This is a genomic window from Fluoribacter gormanii (assembly GCF_900156395.1).
Taxonomy (GTDB): Bacteria; Pseudomonadota; Gammaproteobacteria; order Legionellales; family Legionellaceae; genus Legionella; species Legionella gormanii.
In genome coordinates this window covers 133,224-156,463 of the sequence record NZ_FTNL01000005.1, presented here as the reverse complement: position 1 = coordinate 156,463, position 23,240 = coordinate 133,224, and the positions used below count along the sequence as shown (strand labels likewise).

The window sequence follows — 23,240 nt, the reverse complement described above, 5'->3', positions numbered from 1 at the left end:
TATTTCCTTACTCGTGAGCCGATATCATCATTTCATGTCTTGTCGCAGATTCAATTCTTGGTCTTCCTCCTGAGTGTTTTTTGCATCACTCAATCTCTTTTTTATCGTGCTTGCAGCTTTATACAAACCAAATCCTCCTAACGCGAGAGCGGAACCAATTCCTAATGATGACTTATAATCATTGGGAACATCTTCTTGTGCTACTTTTTTCAATGCAAAGCCAGCAACCAATGACATAACAAGCCCTGCAGAAACTGCAAGTCCTGCTTTTAATAAAAAACTGTAATTACTCTCACATTTTTTTACCTCTGCGGTTTGCTCTGATATCAGAACATCATTTTCTACGGTATCTGTAAATTGCTCCTCTTGTGCAGCAATCTCAATAGCAAATTCAGTTAAAGGTACTGTTTCAGGCAAATTGTATTTTTTCCTATAAAGCTCCAACTCGTTACTGTAGGTTTGAGCCAACACATTAAGATTTTCAGTAATTTTTGAAATAATATCTATTGTCGCCTTATCATCCAATAAGATAATTGGATGTCCTGAGTCGTCTTTTTGTGTATTAAAGGCGCCATTTCTCTTCACTATATATTCAATTAAAGCCCCTTGATTTTCGCAACAAATAAATTTATTCAGAGTACCTATATATTCGTCTTTTTGTCTTTCTGTTAGGCTTTCAAACCTAATTTCAAAATCTATTGCATTCCCAAACTGGATGTCTTTACTCAGAAACTTATCAGGGTGTTCACTTGATAATGCTAATCCGCTATCTACAATAATTGCTTCTGCACGCCCATCTTCTATCGTAAAACCGGAGTTACCACCAGAACCACCCAACCAATCAGGGTCGCCAAGTATTTTAGCCATCGCAGCAATTTTCATTAATCCGTCTAAAGGGTATTCTCTTCCATCTTTTACCACCACCTCGGGTGGTCTTTCATGCTCGCGAATGTATTCAACAAACTCATGGCCAAGATCGCTGTATTGATCAATTTTTTTTCCTAAAAAAGTAACATATTGTCTATTATGAGCTGAACCATAATAGGTCATGTTTGCTAAAAATTCTCTACTTATTTCTTCTATCTCCTCATGCTCCCAACCTTTTGCTTTAAAGTATTTAAAGAGTAAATCGGTCATGTAGTCTTGTTGATGTAAACCGATTCGAGAGGATGGTGATTTGGCAGCGAGTCCATAAAAATCAAGACAAATTTTTTCTTTTACGACACTTCCGCGAGCACCATCCTCCATTTTTTCGATAAAATGAATTTCATTATCATCGTTTTCACTGCGCTTCACCTTTCTGAGTATTTTCGGTACAGTACCTCCTTCTTGTACATGCATGGTTCCTTTTTCATATTCTCCATATTTGCCCTTAAATATTTTTCTGGCATCACTCATAACATTTCAACCTAAAGAATACGTCTTATAAGTAATTTTAGACAATATTTGATCTTTAAGATCGAAAATCAATCAGCTTGTTTTGCGTCATGAGCTTGGCTAGACACATGCTGGCGCTATTTTGTTTAAAATAGGGAAGACTTATTGTTTCAATAAATGAAGCGAAATTTTTAAAAATTAGCCAAATGGATACAATAAAAAACAAAATGATCTATACTTTTTTCAATAGCCAATTTCAACATCAATGCTGCATAAGATTAAGGATAGTTCTATGTTGCACAACCCGATTGATAGTCGTTCTTTGTACAACTGGTATGATTTGACAATGAGGTCGCTCCAGCCCTACTCAGATTATTGTCTTATGCTTTCCAAACGGTTTCGACGTATTGCGGATACCATGGATTTACCGATTAATCTGCCATTTCTTTCTGACATGCAAAAAGAGTTATGTGAATCGGCCATGTATTCGTCAATTAAATATTTTAGAGAGTTAACTGGCTATTTTTATGTTTTTCATATGGTTACGGATATTTATGAGAAGCCGAGATTCGATATTAAGGATATAAAATTAGGCAATGAATATTACGATGTTGTGGAGGAACTGGTTGACAGTAAAAGTTTTTGTAATTTATTGCGATTTAAGAAAAAGGGATTAGAAGATAATGCATTTCCCCCAATGCTTCTTGTTGCTCCGATGTCGGGTCATCATGCGACTTTGTTACGCGATACGGTGCAAGCATTGTTACCATTCTATGACGTATATATTACCGATTGGAACAATGCACGTGATGTTCCCTTGTCAGAGGGAGCATTTGATTTAGATGATTTTATTGAATATATGATTTCCTATTTCAGGCTTTTGGGACCTGAATTGAATGTGATGGCGGTATGCCAACCTACAGTTCCTGTATTGGCTGCCCTTGCGTTGATGTCAACTGCTAAAGATCCTAAATTACCTCGTTGCGCCATCTTATTGGGTGGGCCTATCGACACAAGTCATTCTCCAACTGCGGTAAATGAACTTGCTGCTTCAAGAGGTGATGATTGGTTTCAACAGAATGTCATTTCTATGGTTCCAAGTCGGTTTCCAGGAGCAATGCGGTTAGTCTACCCTGGGTTTATGCAACTTTCTGGTTTCATGAGCATGAACTGGCAACGTCATATCGAATCGTTGCAATCGGCTATTGATAATTATGCCGTTAATAAACGAGAAGAAGCATTTAAAACGATACGCTTTTATCTTGAATACTTTTCTACGATGGATTTGACGGCTGAATTCTACATGCAAACAATCAATACTGTTTTTCAAGAGCAGTTGCTTGCTAAAGGCCAATACAAATCAAGAGGATCTAGTATTCGTTTACAGGATATAAAAAATACCTCGATTTTGATTATTGAGGGTGAGCTCGATGATATTACTGGTCTAGGACAAACAAAATCAGTCATTAGTTTATGCAAAAATCTTCCTGAAAGTAAGAAAAAGTATTACCTCGCGAAAGGGGTCGGACACTACGGATTGTTCAATGGCAGCAAGTTTCGAAAGACCATCATTCCAGAAATAAATACTTTTATCCAAAAACAGGGTGTTTTGGTGAAAAAGGATGGATTAAGACATGGATCACAAAAGACTTGATTTGGATAAATTAACAAAAAATTTTCTACAAAAATGTCAGTCTTTACCAAAGATCAAGGTAGCTGTGGTATTTCCTTGCAGTGAGGATTCCCTTGAAGGCGCAATCGAAGCCCATCATTTGGGGTTAATTGACCCGGTTTTTATTGGGCCTAAATCAAAAATTCAAGATATTGCAAAAGGCATAAAAGCAGATATTGGCGATTATGATTTGATTGATATTGCAGAGCCTCAGGCGGCTGCTGAGAAAGCTGTGCGACTGGCGCGAGAGAGAAAGGTTGCGGCTTTAATGAAAGGGAGTTTGCATACAGATGAATTGATGCATGCGGTTATTAAGAAAGAAAATGGATTACGAACTCGTCGTCGCATCAGTCATGCATTTATTATGGCGATAGAAAAATATCATAAGCCATTTATCGTTACTGATGCAGCAATTAATATCGCCCCTGACTTGATGGCTAAGAAAGACATCATTCAGAATGCAGTCGATCTGTTTCATGCATTTAACAAAGAAAGAGTACCGAAAGTAGCGCTTTTATCCGCCGTAGAAACCGTGCATCCCGAGATGACATCGACAACAGATGCGGCATGCTTGGCAAAAATGGCTGAACGTGAACAAATTACCGGAGCAATTGTCGATGGTCCATTTGCTTATGATAATGTATTCAGCCTCCATGCGGCCCAAACTAAAAATATCAAATCCACCGTAATTGGTGATGTTGATGTTTTTGTTGTACCCAATTTAGAAGCCGGTAATATTTTAGCCAAGCAAATGGTATTGATTGCTGATGCACTGTCTGCGGGTATCATTTTAGGCGCCGCTGTACCCATTATCTTAACCAGTCGTTCTGACAATATTCGTTCCCGGATTGCATCATGTGCAGTGGCCGTTATGATGGCCAACGCGAATAAAACAAGGGAGTATAATGAGCAATATTCACTATAAAAATGTTCATGAAATTACTGGGGATATACTGAAAATTGTTGTCCCATACGCTCATGATATGAGAGCAATTTCAGTTCCAAGACTCGATGATTTAGCTTTGATCCATACCTCAAAAGGGGTATTACTTGCGCAAATTACCCATTTAGAAGACGAGATCGTTACCCTGCAGGTGTACGGAAGCACCAAAGGGTTATCAACAAACGCCTCGGTTACCTTTCTTGGCCATCCGATGCGGGTAAGTTATTCCCCAAACATTCTGGGACGTGTGTTTAATGGAGTTGGTCAACCCATTGATGGTGGTCCTAATCTAGAACAAGACGATACGACACCTATTCGAACAGCTACTGTAAATCCTACACGACGAACGCTGGCTTCCAAAATGATCCGCACCAATATTCCGATGATTGATGTTTTTAATTGTTTGGTTGAAAGTCAAAAAATTCCTATATTTTCAATCGCAGGCGAACCCTACAATGAATTATTGGCAAAAATTGCAACTCAAGCAGAGGCAGACGTGATTGTGTTTGGTGGAATGGGGTTATTGTTTGATGACTATTATGCATTTCGCAAAACCTTTGAAGATCATGGTTCAATCGCCCGGACGATCATGTTTGTGAATCAGGCTTCTGATTCTATTTTGGAACGGTTGCTTATTCCGGATATGTCATTGGCTGTCGCTGAAAAAATGGCTATTGAAGAAGGCAAACGGGTGTTAGTGTTACTAACCGATATGACAGCGTTTGCTGATGCATTAAAAGAAGTGGGTATTGCCATGGAACGTGTGCCATCAAACAGAGGGTATATGGGCGATCTTTATTCTCAATTAGCAAGACGATATGAAAAGGCTTGTGACTTCCAAGGTGCCGGCTCCGTTACTATTCTCTCGGTAACTACGATGCCAGGTAATGATATTACTCATCCTGTTCCTGATAATACCGGGTACATTACCGAAGGACAGCTTTATTTGCACTCAGGTTCCATTGATCCATTTGGTTCACTATCCCGACTCAAACAACATGTGATTGGCAAACAGACTCGTGATGATCACGGTCAAATTATGAATACGATGATTCGCTTTTTTTCGGCTGCCTGTGAAGCGGAGCAAAAACAAGCAATGGCTTTTGAAATTTCTGAATTTGATGAACGGTTACTTAAATTTGGTCGTTTGTTTCGTGAACGATTTATGGACATTAAAGTGTCTATTCCTTTAGAAAAAGCATTAGATTTATGCTGGCAAACGCTTGTGGAGTGTTTTCATGAAAATGAATTACTTATGAAACAAGAACTGATTGCTAAATATTTTAATGCCAAGACTCAACGGGATACCGAGCATGGCGCAAATCAAACTCAATAAAGCATCACTAAGTCTAGAGCAAAAAAATCTGAAGAATTATCAGCGATTTTTGCCATCCTTAGAGTTGAAAAGGAAAAAATTATTGTCCGAACGAGGCCGTGTTGATACTCAAGTTAATGAATTAAGGCAAAAAAAAGAGGCATTAGAACACAGTATACAAAATGATTTACCTATGGTTGCGAGTACTATGAACATCCTAAGTAAACTCATTGAAATTAAAGAAATTGCCATTGCTGAAGAAAATATTGTTGGCATCAAGTTGCCGGTGTTGCGAACGATTATTTTTTATCCCATAGACTATGTGTACTTTAATACACCGCAGTGGTTTGAGCGGTTAATTACTGTACTTACTGAAAAAATCGAATTACAGCTGCGTTTGCAAATTGCAATGGAACGACAACGACGCTTGGCAAAATCCATTCAAACGGTAACCCAGCGAAAAAATCTCTTTGAAAAAATATTAATCCCCAAGGCTTTGAATAACATCCGGCTGATTCAGATTTTTTTGGCCGATAATGAGCGTGCAGCAGTGGTTCGCTCGAAAATTGCTAAAAAGAAAAGGATACTACGATGAGCATCGCAATCTTCGAAAAAGTGAGTGTTTTGGGACCGAATCGATGCAAGGCAGATATTTTAAGTGCGTTACAAGAATTAGGCTGCATGCATTTAATTGCTATTAATCCACCCAGAAAAATGGCATTAACCACTACTTCTACAACATTGCTCGATCAAATACGATGTGCCTTGCTTTATCTTAATAATTCACCAGAACATGGAAATCCTCGCCTCATTTGGAAAGATTTTAATCCGGATTTTGTGGTGAAAAAGATTTTAGCAAATCAACATGATTTGAGAGTTGCAATTGATCGACGTGATTTTTTAACCACACGAATTCGTGAGGTATCTGAATGGGGTGAGTTTACATTACCTCTTGAGGGAGATTTAGGTCGAATCAAATTATGGTTTTATAAAATTAAACTGAAAGAAATAACCCGGATTTCCAAAGATGTTCCTTTGCACGAAGTGTATCGGAATCAACGTTTTGCTTTTATTATTGTGCTATCCGAAGAAGAGCCTCAAGAAGACCAATTTTCTTTTCATCGGATTCATACAGGCTCGATCGCTTTAGAAGAACTGCGTGTTGAATTAAACGAATTGAATGAGAAAATTGATGATCTCATGGATGAGCGACGTAATTTAACGCGTTATCGTTATTTGTTAGCCCGCGAGGTGGCTCAATTTTCGGATAGAACCGAGTTACAGAAAGCTTCAGGATTAACACAAGAGCACGATGAATTTTTCTTGTTACAAGCTTGGTTGCCGCATAATGAATTATCACGGCTCACGCTATTTTGCCAAGAAAAACAATTAAGCTTGGTTATCGAAAAACCGTTACCAGAAGAATTGCCGCCGACGCTTATGGAGTCTCATCCCTGGTTACAAGGTGGGGCAGAGCTCGTTAATTTTTATCAAACGCCAGGATATCACGCACTAGATCCTTCCATAATGGTCTTTTTTTCATTTTCAATCTTTTTTGCGATGATTCTTGCGGATGCAGGCTATGGAATTTTATTAGCGTTGTTCGCCGTTCTATGGTGGAAAAAGTTAGGAAAATTCAATGCCGCAATATGGTTAAGACCTTTACTAGTGGTTATTAGTCTTTTTTCCATTCTATATGGTGCCATGCTTGGGAGTTATTTTGGTATCGAACCTAAAGCAGGGACATGGCTAGCGACATTCAAAATAATTGATATCAATGATTTCAAATTGATGATGACTCTTGTGTTGTTCATAGGATGTCTGCATATTTGTATCGGCAGTGGTATGCGCGCTTGGTTTGCCCAACATCGTAATGAACGAATTCATTCTTTAGGGTTTATTTTACTAATCATTGCCGTATTAATCTATGCCATCGGTTCGATGAAACATAACAGTACGATGACCCAACCGGCTATTCTCCTGTTTATCCTGAGCTTGTTGCTCATCATGATTTTTGCTTCAAACGAGTCAATTACTAGCTTTAAGAGTCTTTTAAAAAGAATTGCTCATGGCGTGGGCGCCTTAACTGAATTGCCTACATTATTTGGCGACATCCTCAGTTATCTTCGCTTATTTGCATTAGGATTAGCAGGAGCTTCGTTAGCAGTAACATTTAACACGATGGCGCACCACATTTCGCAATCGGGTAAGCCAAGTAGTTGGATATTAGCGATTCTTATTCTACTCATTGGACAAACGCTTAATTTGGCTTTATGTCTCATGAGTGCAGTAGTCCATGGACTTCGTCTTAATTACATTGAGTTTTTTAAGTGGAGTATCAAGGAGGATGGATATTGTTATCAGCCATTTAAGAAACAGGAGATATCCCATGAATGAGTTAATGGTACTATTTGGGTGGGTAGGCATATTTGCGCCAATGGCATTGGCGACAGTTGGAAGTATTTGTGGCTGCGCTATTGCAGGTCAAGCAGCAATTGGCGTGATGTTAGATACCGAAAGTGGTTATGGAAAATACATCGGTGTTTCAGTGCTTCCATCGACCCAAGCCATTATGGGGATAGTTATTATGTTTGCTTTAAATCGAGCGGTGACGCCTCAAATTGCTGGAGGACTCTTTGGTATTGGGTTTCTGGCTGGAATCGCTTTGATGATATGCGCCATACAACAAGGATATTGTTGCGCCAGTGCCATCAATGCAACAAAAAACAAGCCGGAAATATTTGGATTATCCATTGCCCCAGCAGCGATTGTGGAAGGTTTTGCAGTATTCATATTTGTATTTGCTCTGGTAATAAGCAATGGAATATAGGAGTCTTTTATGGAACCCAAGCAAAATCAAGATGCGAACATGATTTCTCAAGGCGTTGAAGTACTAATCGAACGGTTAAAACAGGATGGCGTGAATGCCGGCAAAGAGGAAGCCGCACGATTAATCAGTGACGCACAAGAGAAGGCGAACACGATCCTTAATAGCGCGCAGACAAAATCGAAAGCCATGATGAATGAAGCACACCAATTGATTCAACAGGAAAAAAAGGCGGCGGAGGATGCACTAAAGCTTGCAGCGCGGAATATGCGGCTTGAGCTCAGACAAAACCTAATTGACCGTTTTACTCAAGAAGTCAGATGTCTTGTCCATAAAGAACTCGATGATAAGGACGTGTTGCGACAATTAATTCTTTTAATTGCAACAGACTCTGTGGAGCAACTCCACGCGTTTAAAGCAAAAAATATAGAAATAGAATTGCCCCAAAAAGTACTCGATTTTGATGAGATTAGAAAAAACCCTGAATTACTGGAAAAGGATTTCTTAAAAACGATGGTAAAGTGTTTAACTGGGCGCATGCTCAGAGAAGGCATGAGTATCCGCGTCAATCAGCAAGAAAATAAAATCGCCGGGATCCGAGTGCACCTTGTGAATGAAGAAATTGTCCTGGATTTGACGGAAGACGCAGTCAGCAGTTTACTCATCAAGCATATGCAGCCTCGATTTAGAGCGCTCCTGGAAGGATTATTGAAATGAGCGTTCAATATTATACGGTTGTATGCAGCTTGCCACGAATGAACCGATATTTCCAAATTCAGGAAACACCTATTTCAAGGCTGCAATTGGAAAAACGGCTAAAACTACTTCCAACAGATAAATTTACTCTTGCTTTTACTGTAGAATCATTGGTTTGGACAAGCTGGTTTTCACCTCATCAATCCATGTCTGACCTTAGAGGCGCGTTTCAAAACCTGATTGACACGGAGTCTGTTTTTATTCGCGATATCCTCATCTGGTTTTTCGATTTACGCAGTATTATTGCGGCATTGCGCATAAGAAATGAAACAAAAGAACCACCCGAAAACCCTCAAGAGTATTGGATTACGCGATGGAATCATAAATTGCTCAGAAACTGGGGGGATCCAGATTTTGGATTGAAATCCATTTATCCTTGGCTGCCCAAGGTTGCTGCAGACGTTGCCAAAAAAGATACGGTCGCGGTCGAAGAGTTTTTATTGTCCTATATTTGGAAGTATTTATCGATTCTTGAAATGGGGCATTACTTTGATTTTGAGGCAATCATTATTTACTTACTCAGATGGAATATCATTCATTATTGGTCACAATTTAATAAAGATAATGCGCTAACTTATTTGAATGAGCTATCTACTTTATTATTAAGCAAGCAGCTGTCACATGATGTTATCTTGAACGACAAAGGGAGCATGTCATGAAGGATAAACGGCCTCAGCAATTAGTTCATAATGCCACAGTGATTGCAATTCAAGAGGGGGTTGTGCATATCCAGCAAAAAGGAGCTAAGCCCATCACCAAGAATGAAATTATCTATATTTGTCCCGCTCAAAGTCCTACTGACGAACGCATAATGGCTGAAATTTTACACGTAAAAGGCGATACTGCGATTGCTCAGGTATTCGAAGAAACGAGCGGTATTGCTATTGGTGATCGTGTTGAGCAATCAGGGGAGTTGCTCTCTGTAACTTTGGGCCCAGGTTTATTAGGAATGATCTATGATGGCTTACAAAATCCTTTAACTAATTTTGCCAACAAGTATGGCTTTTTTTTACCCCGTGGCGTACGTGAAGAACCAATTGACCCACATAGAAAATGGGTGTTTTCAACCTGTGTGCATGCAGGTGATACAGTGAATGCTGGCAGCGTATTGGGGGTAGTTCAAGAAGGTCGATTTACCCATAAGATCATGGTTCCTTTTGACATGGGGAAACACATTAAGGTGGAGTGGTTGCAGCAGGGGACTGTTACTGCTGATACCCCCATAGCAAAACTCATCGATTCTGAAAATAACGTGCGCGAAGTCAGTATGTTACAGAAGTGGCCCGTTCGTTTTTCCATTGCGCAAACCCTGATGAAAAATAATCTTGCAGAGCGCCTTTATCCTAGCGAGCCGATGATGACTACTTTGCGATTGATCGATACTTTTTTCCCCATTGCACGCGGTGGAACCGCTTGTATTCCAGGGCCATTTGGTGCAGGAAAGACTGTTTTACAAAATTTAATTGCGCGTTATTCTGATGTTGATATCGTCATCATTGTGGCATGTGGTGAACGAGCAGGAGAGGTCGTAGAAACCATTACTGAATTTCCAAAACTCGTTGACCCCAAAATGGGTGGGACGCTTATGGATAGAACCATTATCATTTGTAATACCTCTTCAATGCCGGTTGCTGCACGTGAAGCATCCATTTATACAGGAATTACGCTGGGTGAGTATTATCGGCAGATGGGCTTTAATGTGTTATTGATCGCAGATTCAACTTCCCGCTGGGCACAGGCGATGCGGGAAACCTCCGGAAGAATGGAAGAGATTCCCGGGGAGGAAGGGTTCCCTGCGTATTTGGATAGCAGCATCAGAGGATTATATGAGCGAGCAGGCATTATTCAAGGCCATGAGCAATCGAAGGGAAGTCTTACCATAGTTGGAACGGTTTCCCCTGCGGGCGGAAATTTTGAAGAGCCGGTAACACAATCCACATTAAGCTCAGTTAAAACGTTTCTTGGCTTAAGTTATGATCGCGCTTATAAGCGTTTTTATCCGGCGGTTGATCCATTGATTTCCTGGTCGCGTTATTTTGAACAACTTAAACCTTGGTTTGAAACCAATCTAGAGCCAACATGGATAACTAAAGTGATGGAAGTAATCAAGCTGCTGCATCAAGGACAAGAGATTTTTAATATGATGCAGGTTACAGGCGAAGAAGGAATTACCATGAGAGATTACATTCTCTATCAAAAATCGCTTATGTTTGATATGACTTACTTACAACAAGATGCTTATGATCCAATCGATGTTTCCGTACCCATGAACCGCCAAAAAGAATTTTTTAATCTTCTGTTTGATATCATTACGAAAGAATATGAATTTACTGAGAAAGAGCAGGCGCGTGATTTTTTTGTGAAGCTGACAGGCTTAATAAAGAATTTAAACTATTCACCATTAAATTCCGATAGTTATACAAGCTATTTCAATCATATCATTAAATTAACAAAACTGTGACGGGGTTAAGCATGAAGGGCCTCGTTTTTAAGTTTTTACCTTTCACCTTTCTTGGTTTTTAACGCAAGTTACAATTAAATGCGCTACTTATTTGAATTAATCCGTTTTGCAAATTTATTTGTTTTAATGTGCTAAATTTATCATAATGGCTGCTTTTTTCGTCTAAGGATCTTATGTCATCATTGCTTACAATCAATTTGTTAGAAGATTTAGTTCGTGCCGCTGAGTTGAATCAAGAGGGTAAGACTGCAGATTATATTCCAGAACTCGCTAATGTGAATCCCGATTTAACCGCGATCGCCGTTCAACCATTAGGAGGGCAACCTCTTTCATACAGCAACGACCTCCTGAGCCCAGTAACACTGCAAAGTACATCCAAGATGATCCCTTTAATTGGATTGCTTGAAGAGGTTGGTAGCGAACAAGTGTTCGAATGGGTTAAGGTTGAGCCTTCTGGAGATGATTTTGCATCAATTACTCGTCTGGAACAATTTGGTCCTAAACCTTCAAATCCCATGTTGAATGCTGGGGCCATTACTTTATGTTCACGGATTCCTGGCAAAGGCGAGCAACAATTTGGATGGTTAGAACATTGGACCCAGAAATTGTTTAATCAGCGCCTCAGTATTAATCCTTTGGTTTTTGCTTCAGAAAAACGCACAGGGAATCGCAATCGCGCACTCGCTTATTTATTGAAAAGCAGGAACAATCTTGGGGTGGATGTTCATGAAACGCTCGATTTATATTTTGCTCTATGCTCCTATGAAGCCAACTTAGAACAGATGCTCTTTTTGCCTACTTTATTAGCGAATGCGGGACGACATCCAGAAAGCGGGGAGCAAATCATTTCTACTGAAACGTGTAAAATTACGTTAGCAATTATGGCAACTTGTGGACTATATGATGAAACAGGGACTCATATGGTTAAAACCGGAATGCCGGCTAAAAGCGGGGTCTCTGGTTATACTATCGCCGTTGTTCCTGGTAAAGCAGGGATTGTTGTATTAAGCCCACGCGTTAATGCGAAAGGAAATAGTATTCGCGGCGAAATCATGCTCCAAGGGTTGTCTAAAGCCATGAATTGGCATTTTGCATTACCCTAATCGGATCAACATGAGGCTTATATCGGGTTTCCAAACAGACTCCCCGGGTTAAGGCGCTCGCCTTTACCCGGGTTACACTATCCTTTGCTGCAACGTGCAATTACAATGTTACTGTTGAGAGGGCAAAAAGTTTATCGTATTCATGTTGCAACTCTTCATCCTCATGGCGATGTTCAATTAAAACGTCTTGTAATGAGTGCAGCAGACCGTCACATGCAGTCTGTCTTGAGTTTAATATTTTGAGAATTTTCTCCTGCTCTGGGGACTGACCCTGCTTAACTCGCTTGATTACTTCATCTAGATTTTTTTTGGCTTCAATAACCGCATTTAGCGCTTCAACTTCTTTTCCTTTTATTTGTGACGCAATGCGGGCAAAGTTCATTTGGGTATCGGCTTGGTTAACATAGCCAAGAAATGAGTTTGTTGCTTCCTTATAATAAGGATAAGCATTTTCAAAATTTCCACTGCGTTCTAATACAGCGCCTGCAAGAGTTGAAAAGAATACCTTGTCCTCATCAAATTCTGCTTTGCTTATATTGGTGGCATAATCGGCTGTTTTGCTAAGATAGAACCCACTTTTATCATAATTTCCTGCGCATAAATGCAGTAAGCCTAAATTCTTGTAGGCATCATACAAAGCAGGACTGCCGAGATTCATTACAGGGTTTTTACTCTCGCTAATTACAGATTCCATACCATTGATAAGTTCCTCTATTGTTATTCGATTATCCTGAGCCAATTTAATGAACTCATGAGATGGGTTGAACACGAGGTGCTCAAATGGTTCATGGGGGGGGCTTACTCTAAGTAGTTCGCCTAAAATTTTGTCAGATTGTGTTTGTAAATCTCGCAGTCTTTGCTTCAGTTCCCATTGTTTTTCTGCTGAGAGCACCTCATACGCATATTTATGAATATTATTGTCAAATGCGTTCTCATAAGGTTCGGTGTATAAGCCATTATTTGAAATAACAGTTAAAGAATCAGACTTTGGATTAAATGCAACGCTATAATAATAGGCGTGCTTTAATGCGTCATTAATAATTACATTCGATTTGACTATTTTTCCCGGAACTCGTTCTTGTAACGTACTTAAAATCTTTACTTGGACTTCCTCAACGTTCCAATATTCATTGTTTGCAACGACAATCACTTCTAATTCTGAGTTCGCATGGGTTCCTATCAATTCACTATTATAATAATAAGGATCTAAATCAATATAGGCTGGTTTTTTGGCATTAGTCATCGCTATATCACTGTCCATAAAAAACATACCAAGCCCACTTGTACTTACTGCTGTTCCAACTTCTTTATTAACTGGGTCATAGGGTCTACGTAGTGCTTGCGGGGAGACATGGAGCAAAAAATAATTGTTGTATGTGCGATCCCTGACAATCACAGTATGACAATGATGAACACCTGTTGATTTTAAAACTATTTCCTCTTTGGGATCGATCGTTGTTGGCTCATAAGAGGATTTATATGCATGAAATTTCTTATCGAATTTGGGATGCAATTCATAATAGACTGATTGGCTTGGAGAATATTGTACGGCATCATCTTCTGAAACGTGGATATAAGTAGGCATATTATTTACATTTTGATTAATAATTGGAATTTATATTGTATTGAGCAAACCTTAAGATTTTATTAAGAGGGTTATTGACGCAATAGGGGGGCTCAGTAAAGCATATATTTGAGAATTGTTTTTATTGTGAGCGTGATGAGTCAAAAATACATTGAATATGTTTGTAATGAAAGCGTACTGGTCAATCACTTGGATGCTTGAGTAAAAAAATATAAGTAGATGCTTGAAAAAATGGATTAAATTTTTATAATGCCTAAATGTTAATCATCCTAATATGCTATGTTTATATATTCCAAAATATATTTGCCACGTTTTTTTCCAACACCCCTTGAAAGAACAATTCAGGAAAAACTTTCAGATAGAGAAATTTTGAATTGGGAGCCAACTAGATATCAAGCTTTATTGAACTTGAAGAAGCATCTCTTACGCATGACGGCAAGTCTTGCGCAATTAAAAGCAATTACAGAGGCCAAACAGATTGATTCAATGTATTTGCTTATTGAGCAGGCGATGCAAGAAGCAATATCTAACCCTCACTTTAGTTCGGTTCAATGTTCAAACACATTAAGCAATAAATTTTCGCAATTAAAAGATGAGATTGAAGAATATAAGAAATTACAAAAGTGCTTTTCCGGGTGTAACTTGTTCTCCAATTCGATTGTCACCTCTGTAGGTGCTCTGGGGGTTGTTTTATTTGGGGCTTCTATAGCTACAGGCCCCTTGAGCCTCGCTCTTTTAGGGGTCGGGATGACCATTTTGTCGGTACTCGTTTTTGCAGCGGCTGCTTATAGTGTTTATGTCGATGCGCGGTTTATAGGAGATAAACAACTACAAGAACTTGAAACAGGTATAAAATTTTTAAATAACTATCCTAATGTGGAGTCTGTGCTTGATGAGCACCAAATGGGCAACTCTGCATGTTGTATTTAACGTCACATGGTGTAGTCTTGCTGCTTGCAGCTTATTCTTGTGACTAAAAACGACAGTTATTTGTAGCCGGGATGAGTGAAGAACAATATTTCTGGTTGCAAGCAACCAGGTTACATGACTCTCTTCAATTCCCAGTTCGAGTAGATGGTGAATCAACGTGGCTTTGTTCTTCTAATTTGAATTGGCTTAATGCTTCTATTTCTTCCGGAGTAAGCGTTCCTTCTGGGGTGTATGTGGCTAATTTATTGAGCGTGTCAAACTCAGGGGAGTATGGATAATAATAGTTCTTGCCATGAAATTGACCAAAGCTATGTAATTTTTGAGGTTCCTTCTCTAATTCAAAAACAAGATCCAAGGTGGGATCACATATCACCCTATCCTCATCACGCCCCAAACTGACAACAACATGTTTGTCACCATTGACCCCAAGAACAATAAGATTCATTTCTTCCAGTCGCTCGGGATATTTTTTTTGAATATAGTGAAAGGCCAGTGTGGCAAATTCGCCGCAATTGCCTATTTTTTTCTCTAACACACAGAGTTCTAATGCGTGTCTTCTAATTGACTGACCGCGTTCAGAGTTTTTGTTGATGCCTTTATGCGTACAAAAATCGTTCCATAAGGTGTCAGCTTGTTCCCGCAGATCAGCAACTTCATTTGTAAGTGCTAACCTATCCAGATACTCTAAATTATGGAAAATGGAGCTTTCTTTATGTCCAGCTGCTTTGCGTTCTTCATAACGATTTTTGTATTTTATTTTTAGGTCGTCTTTTCTTATTGCAGTTAAATCTTTATCAAATAAAGTGGTATTCTTCTTATAAAACTTAATCCGAGGCGTTGTCTCGCCTTGTTTTATATGTTTCCTTGCATATGCACATGCCTCGTGTGCTATTTCCAGCAGTTCAGAGTTTTTCATAGAAACAACCATGGAATTTAATTGTCTATAATGAGTAAAATATATACCATTTGATTGGTTAGATACAAATATCTAAAATAAATAATTCAAAAATGAGATGATTTCTCAGTTCTTAAGCTCCAACACGACTTCGGCTGTCTATAAAACCTTCTGATTAATTTAAGGCTTTATAAAATAGTGGGATTGTTCTTTTTGCTTTACGAACATGGACCTATGAATTTCCGCGTAAGTTTCGATAATTTGAGAATTTAATTGCTTAATCCCAATCCCTTCTTTCGCGGATGTTTCAACATAAACTGTATGAAAACTTGCTGCAAGTTCCTTTGCCTCTTGCTTGCTTACTTGTCGCTCGGAATCAGTGTCGCCTTTCAAGCCTACAAATAAGAACCTGAATTGAGGATTATGTTCGTTATATCGAAAAACATCGTGATACCAGAATTTTAAATTATTAAAACTCTCACGAGAACTGATATCAAAGCACAAGAGATGAACTTTGTCTCCCATATATTGTTTTCCATAATAAGGCGTCGCATTATGAGTCACTGGATAATCGCGTCCTTGAATTAAAGGGCTTTCATAACGCAACAACAATGTTCCATAGCACTTATCATTCTGAACATGACTTTTCTCGATCTGTGTCCTATTCGAATCAATGAATTTGTTTTCGGCAAGTCGACAGATTAGGCTTCTAATGCCAATATCTGTATCACCAATCAGATTAACCATAATTGTTGTTACATTCTTTTCAAAAGAAATTTTCCAATTGGCTCTTGGGGTCTCGGTAATTTTTCTAAAAAACTGTCCTGTTTCTGAGAGTCTACATAGATCATTTGGTTTTAGAAAAGAAGTAATGCAGGCTGTAATTTCTCGGGGTAATCTACTAAAACTACCTGCCCTAATAGTAATTAATTCATTTTGCATTTCTTGCGGTAATTCGCGTTCGATGACTTTTTGTTTTTGTTGAATTGCCACCGTCAATTCGGCAATGTATTGTTTTAATCCCACTTTAAATTGTTTAATCGCGGGAGAGCCAGTAAGAGTTGAAGTAAACTGGGTCAACAACGATTTATTTTGAGACTGTAGCGAGCTAAAGGTTTTCGCCAGAAGCGTACTATATTGCTTCTTAAGGGCCGTTTGGGATGTAACAGGGCAGCTCAGATCAATGAGGTCAATAAGTAGTTTTTCTACTCGTATCCCTATTTCAGTACTCAGGGAATTAAAAGCCGATTTGTTATCTTTTTGTTGTTTTAGCTCCTTTATCATCCCTTGTAAATTGTTTACAAGTTCTGTTCGTTCTTCCAGTACCTGTTTGATTTTTAATAATTGACTCACTTCATTGTGCTTATCTGAGTCTTGTGGATTGAAACTGCTTAAGTAGTTATAGGATTCTTCTAATAGAAAATAGACTGCATGAATAAGATTCATTTGTTCCTGAAAGTATATAATACGAGGGGTCATGTTTTTTTCTAAACACCTAATCAATTAATTGTGAGTCACAATGTAATGCATCTTTTTAGGACAATAATCTAACATTTAGGTCAAAGGAAAACAATCGTGTGCCACATTTGTGGCTTTGAAATATAACTAATAAGCATCTTAGCAGTGAATATATGATGAAGAGGGACAAGCCTGGGTGATGCGCAGTGGAACTCGAGTTATGGTTCCTTGGGACATGCACTGAGACAAAAGGGTATAGAAACAGAGTGTTGTGTTTTTATGAAATGTTGTACACTTTTTCCATTCTTGACTGAATGGCTAAACAAAATGCATGGTGTTTATCAGGATACACAAAATAACAAAGAGATCGATACAACAGATACGATAGATGCATCAGCATCAGAGGCAACAGAAGGCAAATCACAAAAATTCTCTATCCAAAGCTTGCGAGATATGGTACTTGCTGTAATTGCTAAAGATCCTTTCTTAAGTATTAAATTGATTCAAAACAATAGTTTTGAGGATTCTCTTATTCCAGAAATTCTGACAAAAATTACTCCTTTTATTCATCTAGTACCTGCAGAAGTAAAATGTGAACTGCTTACATTTCTTCCCATTCGGGATTGGAATTCCTTATCTAAGGTGAGCAAGGAGTGGCGACAATTAGTAATAGTTGCTGCAGAATTGTTTCTTAATGAAGTTGCACGTGACAAGCCAACGGTAATTTCAGTTGATAATTTTAACGGAATGCTAAACAGTTTGCTGGAAAACGTTGAGAGGTACTCCAAAGAGGCTCGAAGACGCCCTGCGCAGGTGCGTGAGTTAAAGCAGCTAGAGAGTGAAGTGAATTCCTTAACTCAGCCGTTAGCAAAACTATTTTATTGTCAGAAAAGGTTGGATGAAATTCAAAGAGCTATAGCGCGCGAATATGGAATCAGTACCCTAGTATCCATATTTTCTGGTCCAGGAAATAGTCAATTGTATCAAATTATTGAATCATTTCTTGTAGAAAGCCAAGAATTTAAAAATTCATCCTGGTATAAAAAAGTTCAATATTGTGTGAGCCTGTGTCCTGAGCATGTTATTGCCCAACAATTTTCTGCAGCTTTGTTAGAAATAAAAAATCTGCAAGATGACATAAAAATACCATTACTTTCAGCTACATTTAGGAGTTAGCGATATGAGTCGAGCTCTGTTATAAGCGAAGGATTACATTATCAAGCACTTATCTTCAGGCTATTACCCTATTTTTTACGTTGGTGTTCGTCTTTCTAATCAGCATTACTATTCATATTATGATTTGAAGATATTTTTCAATCGGAACAATTAAAATAGATCGTTCACAATAGTTAATATATTTTGCGGATTTCTTGCAATATGGGTTGGATTATAACGAGTCAGTAATGATTCTGAATTAAAGCCCCAGGTGACAGCAATAGATTGAATATGACATTTTTTAGCCGCTTCAATATCTCTGGTTTCATCTCCAATGTAAAAAGTATCATCCAATTTCATTGCGTATGATTTAATTGCTTTTTTTAATAAGTATCCTTTACCAAAATAGCTCGATTCTGCGTGAATAAAATTAAATATATTCTGCATTTGATGTTGCTCAAGCCAGGTTGAAACATTTACTAATGAATTCGAGGTTACTATTCCCATGGTGCAATCTAAATGCTTCAATTCAGTAAGTACTTCAGGCAGATCGATAAATATGGATAAGGTAGAAATTTCATTTTTCATATGCTCTCTTGCTCGATGCATTAGGTGAGGAAGTTTAAAAAATGGAATTTTTAAATAATGGATGAGTTCTTTTGATGTGAGATTTCTTAGTATTTCTAATTCGGAGGGTTCTATTTTGCGCAAATTAAGTTCATTAGCTAATAGCGTCAATTTCTCAATGGCAATGTGGAAACTATCGGCTAATGTACCATCAAAATCAAAGATTAAATTCAATTTTCTGTGGATCATTTTTCTTCTCTTTGCGATATCACACTTGAGTGATAAATACAGTTTCTAATATAGAGTATGCTCGAACATTTAGACAGGAATATGTCAGGTATTTTTTATTCAATGTAGTGCAACAAAAAGAGAATCCGGAATAAATCGTTCAAAGGTTCTGCGGACTTATAAGGTTTCTCGATATGTTGTTCATGCAACAAGTGATTGATTATTTATCTATTTGTTGCTATAATAGACACTCGGTTTTGAGTTCCAGTTCTGCTTTAAAGATTCGTTCTTGTTCAAATAAAAACAAATCAAAAAAGAAAATCGTTTTTCATGGAGTAAATCATGTGGTTCACTTTTGCTATCCTTGCCGCCATCTTATGGGGATTTAATTATGCTTTAGCTGAAAAAATACTAAATAGTATTTCACCGATTACCCTATTGGCATTAGAAATGATAATTGGCGCTATATTGTTTTCCGGTATTTCTTTTTTTACTACGATGAAAAGAGACATTGAAGTACTAACAACGGATTCTGGTTTACTTTTGTTAACTATTGCCGAAATTGCAATTGTACTCATCGCCAGTTATTTTATCGCCACCTCCATTAACCTTAAAAACGCTACAATCGCAGGTATCGTCGAATTAACCTATCCTCTATTTACTATCATTTTTACCTGGTTTTTATTTAATCAAGTTCATGTGAATTTTTCAGTCATCATTGGAGGACTTTTAATTTTCATCGGTGCCTTGGTAATAGGTTTTGCATGAACTTGCTGTACTGCTTTAGAATCTAATATTTGGTTTGCTTAAACCCTTTAGTTGGCTTAGCAAACTAAAAGAAATCTCTCCTCGCCGTCCGGGCCAACAAGGTATAGATTTTCTTATTAAGTTAGCTGTAACGCATATTCAGTTCTTTTTCAAAACAATCATTTTTTCCTTGGACATATCGTGCATCGTCCATGGTATTCCTCCGATACCGTAACCCGATTGCTTTAATCCTGCAAACGGCATCCAATCGGTGCGAAATGCGGTATGATCATTAATCAGTACTGTGGAGGCTTCAAGGCATTCTGCTGCTTTTAATGCCGGTTCTATATCCTCAGAAAATACGCTGGCTTGAAAGGCAACGGGTAGTGAGTTCGCAATACGAATTGCTTCATCAAGTTGTTCATATTCATAAACACAGGTTACCGGGCCAAAAATTTCCAATTGGGACACTTTAGCATCAACAGGTGGATTGAGTAAGACGGCTGGAAGTAGGGTTGTTGTAGAGAGCCTGCCTCCACCAAATAGTTGGGCGCCTTTATCCACTGCTTCATCGATCCACGACATGACGCGTTCTGTTTCACGTGGGAGAATTAATGGCCCCACCTCTGTTTCTTTTAAGAGCGGATCCCCTACGCGCAATGATGTGACCCGTTTCACGAATTCATCCATAAATGGCGTGATAATGTCTTTATGCACAAAAATGCGTTGTACAGAAACACATACTTGTCCGGCATGGTAATACCCACCTTTGACAAGAGACTGGGTGGTTTTCTGGATGTTGGCGCTGCGATCTACAATTACCGGCGCTGCACCGCCATGCTCTAAGGCACAACGAGTTCCTGGGGAAAGTTTGCTTCGTAAACTCCAACCGACTTTGGCCGAGCCAATAAAGCTTAAGAAAGCAATCCGTTCATCGGTAGCAAGTTGCTCAGCCAGGGAATTATCCTCGGTGATAAAGGTTTGACACCATGCTTCTGGAAGGCCTGCTTTTCGTAGTAATTGGATGAGTTCTAAACAACATAAGGGTGTTGTAGTAGCCGGCTTAATAATTACCGGGCATCCCACCGCGATTGCTGGAGCGATTTGATGCACAATAAGATTTAAAGGATGATTAAATGCTGAAATAGCTGCTACGACGCCAATCGGTTCTTTAATTGTGAACGCCCAGCGATGATCACTTGCAGGGGTAAGGCCCATAGGAATTTCTTTGCCTGCGAAATGCCGCAACTCTTCTGCGGCATCGTTTAACCCATCTATGGCGCGTGTCACTTCAATTACAGCGTCAGTAAACGGTTTCCCTCCTTCTTGCGCAATGAGCCTGGCAAAGCGTTCCTGCTCAGCTGCTAATAATTGAGCTGCGTGTTTCAAGATGGCCATGCGTTCATAAGGTTTAAGCCAACCGTTGCGATGTTCTAATGTTGATGCTGCGATCTTAAGCTTTGTGCTCAGTGCTTGCTCATCATCTACGGGAATTTCTTTGATCAATGCCCGGTCAAATGCTTGTACCACGTGTAGTGTTTTTTTCATGATGCTCCCTTTTTCGCTGGTGCTGGCGATAGACGTTGTTGTAATTCATCGACAAGGACACGTTTATTTTCTGAATAATCGATTGGGAAAATAACAAGCTGTACTCCTCCTGCAGTGAATGCATTCTCGAGAATGGACTGAAAGTCTTCAATTTTTTCAACTCGGGTCCCATGTGCTCCATAGGACTCAGCATATTTGATTAAGTCAGGATTCGTGAAGGTCATGCCGAAATCAGGAAAATGATCTACCGCCTGTTTCCAACGAATCATTCCAAATGCATGATCTTCAATAATCAGGACCACTAGGTTTAACTTTAACCTGACTGCGGTTTCTAACTCTTGGCTGTTCATCATAAATCCCCCATCACCGCATACAGCCATGACGCGACGCTTAGGATATAAAAGTGAGGCCATAATTGCTGATGGAAGCCCAGCGCCCATAGTCGCTAGTGCATTATCAAGAAGAATGGTATTTGCCATTTGTGTCCGATAATTGCGGGCAAACCAGATTTTATACATTCCATTATCCAATGCGAGAATTCCATCATGCGGCATGACTTGCCGTACGTCATAGACCATACGTTGTGGAGTAAAGCGATCTTCAGTAGCTCGCGCAGTAATTTTGTTCAAAATACCTTCGCGTAAATGCAAAAGCGCATTCGCATGAGGAAGCTTTCCTTCAAGTTTGTCTGCGAGCAAATTTAAAGAGGGCCCCATATCACCAATAACTTCTGCTTGAGGAAAATAAATTTGTTCCACGGTAGCCGATTGGTATCCAACATGAATGACCTTAAGATGGCTGGTTCCCATGATAAAAGGAGGTTTTTCTACGGTACTATGGCCTATGGTAATAATGAGGTCCGCCTGTTCTATTGCTTCATGAACATAATCCCGTTCTGAAAGTGCGGCTGTCCCCATATAAAGCTCTGTGGCTCCTGAAACAGTCCCTTTTCCCATCTGTGTGGTGAAATAAGGAAGTTTGGTCCGCAAAATAAATTGCGCAAGCGCATTCGTCGCTCTGGGACGTGAAGCGGCCGCACCGAGCATCACGAGTGGTCGCTTGGCTTGAATAATCATTTCTGCGGCGCGATTAAGGGCTGCTTCGCTTGCTACGGGATATTCAATAGGGTGTGGCGGGATGAGGGCAACCTTTTTGATTCGTTCTGCGGCAATGTCCTCAGGGAGTTCTAAATGTACCGGCCCCGGTGTTTCTTCTTGGGCAAGATGAAATGCTTCGCGTACAATGGTTGGGATCATTGCAGGGGATATAATTTGACGCGACATTTTGGTTAAGGGCTGCATGGTAGCTATCGTATTCACCATCTGAAATCGCGCTTGATGCGAGGATAAAACCCCTTTTTGTCCTGTAATCATGATCATCGGCATCGCCCCCAGAAGGGCATAAGCTGCGCCGGTCGTGAGATTTAGTGCTCCGGGGCCAAGGGTGGTCATACAAACTCCGGGTTTCCCGGTTAATCGACCATAAGTCGCGGCCATAAATGCAGCTGCTTGCTCATGCCGGGTGAGTACCAGTTCGATGGAGGAGTTACGAAGTGCTTCTACAACATCGAGATTTTCCTCGCCGGGAATACCAAAAATGTGTTCTACCCCCTCGTTTTCAAGGGCTGCAACTAAGAGCTCGGAACCTTTGATCATAGTATCCCTCATGGAATT

At 39.3% G+C, this 23,240-nt stretch carries 20 protein-coding genes; 13 read left to right on the top strand and 7 right to left on the bottom strand.

Annotated features, from left to right (window positions below):
- Positions 1-27: 27 nt before the first annotated feature.
- The gene (locus tag BW930_RS05145; protein ID WP_058467032.1) at positions 28-1,398 is read right to left on the bottom strand and encodes a hypothetical protein; all 1,371 of its coding nucleotides are present in this window, start codon (positions 1,396-1,398) and stop codon (positions 28-30) included.
- 271 nt (positions 1,399-1,669) lie between these two features.
- Between BW930_RS05145 and phaZ the strand changes: the two genes are divergently transcribed.
- From phaZ to glsA, 10 genes are all read left to right on the top strand, one after another.
- Positions 1,670-3,031, top strand: a complete 1,362-nt coding sequence (phaZ, locus tag BW930_RS05140; protein WP_058467033.1) for a polyhydroxyalkanoate depolymerase — start codon at positions 1,670-1,672, stop codon at positions 3,029-3,031.
- Positions 3,012-3,974: a bifunctional enoyl-CoA hydratase/phosphate acetyltransferase gene (locus BW930_RS05135; protein ID WP_058467034.1), complete on the top strand. Its 963-nt coding sequence runs from the start codon at positions 3,012-3,014 to the stop codon at positions 3,972-3,974. Before phaZ ends, BW930_RS05135 begins: the two co-directional genes overlap by 20 nt.
- On the top strand, positions 3,955-5,328 hold the full coding sequence (locus BW930_RS05130; RefSeq protein WP_058467035.1) for a V-type ATP synthase subunit B: 1,374 nt from the start codon (positions 3,955-3,957) through the stop codon (positions 5,326-5,328). The genes BW930_RS05135 and BW930_RS05130 overlap by 20 nt, the downstream gene beginning before the upstream one ends.
- The gene (locus BW930_RS05125; protein ID WP_058467036.1) at positions 5,306-5,902 is read left to right on the top strand and encodes a V-type ATP synthase subunit D; all 597 of its coding nucleotides are present in this window, start codon (positions 5,306-5,308) and stop codon (positions 5,900-5,902) included. The genes BW930_RS05130 and BW930_RS05125 overlap by 23 nt, the downstream gene beginning before the upstream one ends.
- Positions 5,899-7,704: a V-type ATP synthase subunit I gene (locus BW930_RS05120; RefSeq protein ID WP_058467037.1), complete on the top strand. Its 1,806-nt coding sequence runs from the start codon at positions 5,899-5,901 to the stop codon at positions 7,702-7,704. The genes BW930_RS05125 and BW930_RS05120 overlap by 4 nt, the downstream gene beginning before the upstream one ends.
- A complete protein-coding gene (locus BW930_RS05115; protein WP_058467038.1) occupies positions 7,697-8,137 on the top strand; it encodes an ATP synthase subunit C in 441 nt (146 codons plus the stop codon). Before BW930_RS05120 ends, BW930_RS05115 begins: the two co-directional genes overlap by 8 nt.
- Positions 8,138-8,146: 9 nt before the next feature.
- Entirely contained in the window at positions 8,147-8,851 is a 705-nt protein-coding gene (locus BW930_RS05110) for a hypothetical protein (RefSeq protein ID WP_058467039.1), read from the top strand.
- Positions 8,848-9,549 carry a DUF2764 family protein gene (locus BW930_RS05105; protein WP_058467040.1) on the top strand — a complete coding sequence of 234 codons (702 nt, stop codon included), beginning with the start codon at positions 8,848-8,850 and terminating at the stop codon, positions 9,547-9,549. Before BW930_RS05110 ends, BW930_RS05105 begins: the two co-directional genes overlap by 4 nt.
- Positions 9,546-11,351 carry a V-type ATP synthase subunit A gene (locus tag BW930_RS05100; protein WP_058467041.1) on the top strand — a complete coding sequence of 602 codons (1,806 nt, stop codon included), beginning with the start codon at positions 9,546-9,548 and terminating at the stop codon, positions 11,349-11,351. Before BW930_RS05105 ends, BW930_RS05100 begins: the two co-directional genes overlap by 4 nt.
- A 173-nt stretch (positions 11,352-11,524) precedes the next feature.
- Positions 11,525-12,454 carry a glutaminase A gene (gene glsA / locus BW930_RS05095; RefSeq protein ID WP_058467042.1) on the top strand — a complete coding sequence of 310 codons (930 nt, stop codon included), beginning with the start codon at positions 11,525-11,527 and terminating at the stop codon, positions 12,452-12,454.
- Between the two features lie 100 nt (positions 12,455-12,554).
- On the opposite strand, the gene BW930_RS05090 is transcribed toward glsA, so the two are convergent.
- Positions 12,555-14,039, bottom strand: coding sequence for a hypothetical protein (locus BW930_RS05090; protein ID WP_058467043.1), 1,485 nt, complete (start codon positions 14,037-14,039; stop codon positions 12,555-12,557).
- A 429-nt stretch (positions 14,040-14,468) separates the two neighbouring features.
- Here BW930_RS05090 and BW930_RS05085 point away from each other — a divergent pair, with 429 nt between their 5' ends.
- The gene (locus tag BW930_RS05085) at positions 14,469-14,969 is read left to right on the top strand and encodes an apolipoprotein L family protein (protein WP_131756886.1); all 501 of its coding nucleotides are present in this window, start codon (positions 14,469-14,471) and stop codon (positions 14,967-14,969) included.
- A gap of 124 nt (positions 14,970-15,093) precedes the next feature.
- Here the strand turns inward: BW930_RS05085 and BW930_RS05080 are convergent, their stop codons facing one another.
- Entirely contained in the window at positions 15,094-15,885 is a 792-nt protein-coding gene (locus BW930_RS05080) for a hypothetical protein (RefSeq protein WP_058467044.1), read from the bottom strand.
- 159 nt (positions 15,886-16,044) lie between these two features.
- Complete coding sequence (locus BW930_RS05075; protein ID WP_058467045.1) at positions 16,045-17,310, bottom strand: F-box-like domain-containing protein; 1,266 nt, start codon at positions 17,308-17,310, stop codon at positions 16,045-16,047.
- 291 nt (positions 17,311-17,601) lie between these two features.
- Between BW930_RS05075 and BW930_RS05070 the strand changes: the two genes are divergently transcribed.
- Complete coding sequence (locus BW930_RS05070; protein WP_131756884.1) at positions 17,602-18,498, top strand: F-box protein; 897 nt, start codon at positions 17,602-17,604, stop codon at positions 18,496-18,498.
- Positions 18,499-18,648: 150 nt separating this feature from the next.
- Here BW930_RS05070 and BW930_RS05065 read toward each other — a convergent pair whose 3' ends face one another.
- Complete coding sequence (locus BW930_RS05065) at positions 18,649-19,293, bottom strand: HAD hydrolase-like protein (protein ID WP_058467047.1); 645 nt, start codon at positions 19,291-19,293, stop codon at positions 18,649-18,651.
- Between the two features lie 321 nt (positions 19,294-19,614).
- Here BW930_RS05065 and BW930_RS05060 point away from each other — a divergent pair, with 321 nt between their 5' ends.
- Positions 19,615-20,040, top strand: coding sequence for a DMT family transporter (locus BW930_RS05060; RefSeq protein WP_058467048.1), 426 nt, complete (start codon positions 19,615-19,617; stop codon positions 20,038-20,040).
- 138 nt (positions 20,041-20,178) lie between these two features.
- Here BW930_RS05060 and BW930_RS05055 read toward each other — a convergent pair whose 3' ends face one another.
- On the bottom strand, positions 20,179-21,567 hold the full coding sequence (locus BW930_RS05055) for an aldehyde dehydrogenase family protein (protein WP_058467049.1): 1,389 nt from the start codon (positions 21,565-21,567) through the stop codon (positions 20,179-20,181).
- Positions 21,564-23,222 (bottom strand): acetolactate synthase large subunit, encoded by a 1,659-nt coding sequence (locus tag BW930_RS05050; protein WP_058467050.1) that lies wholly within the window; start codon positions 23,220-23,222, stop codon positions 21,564-21,566. Before BW930_RS05050 ends, BW930_RS05055 begins: the two co-directional genes overlap by 4 nt.
- Positions 23,223-23,240 lie beyond the last annotated feature (18 nt).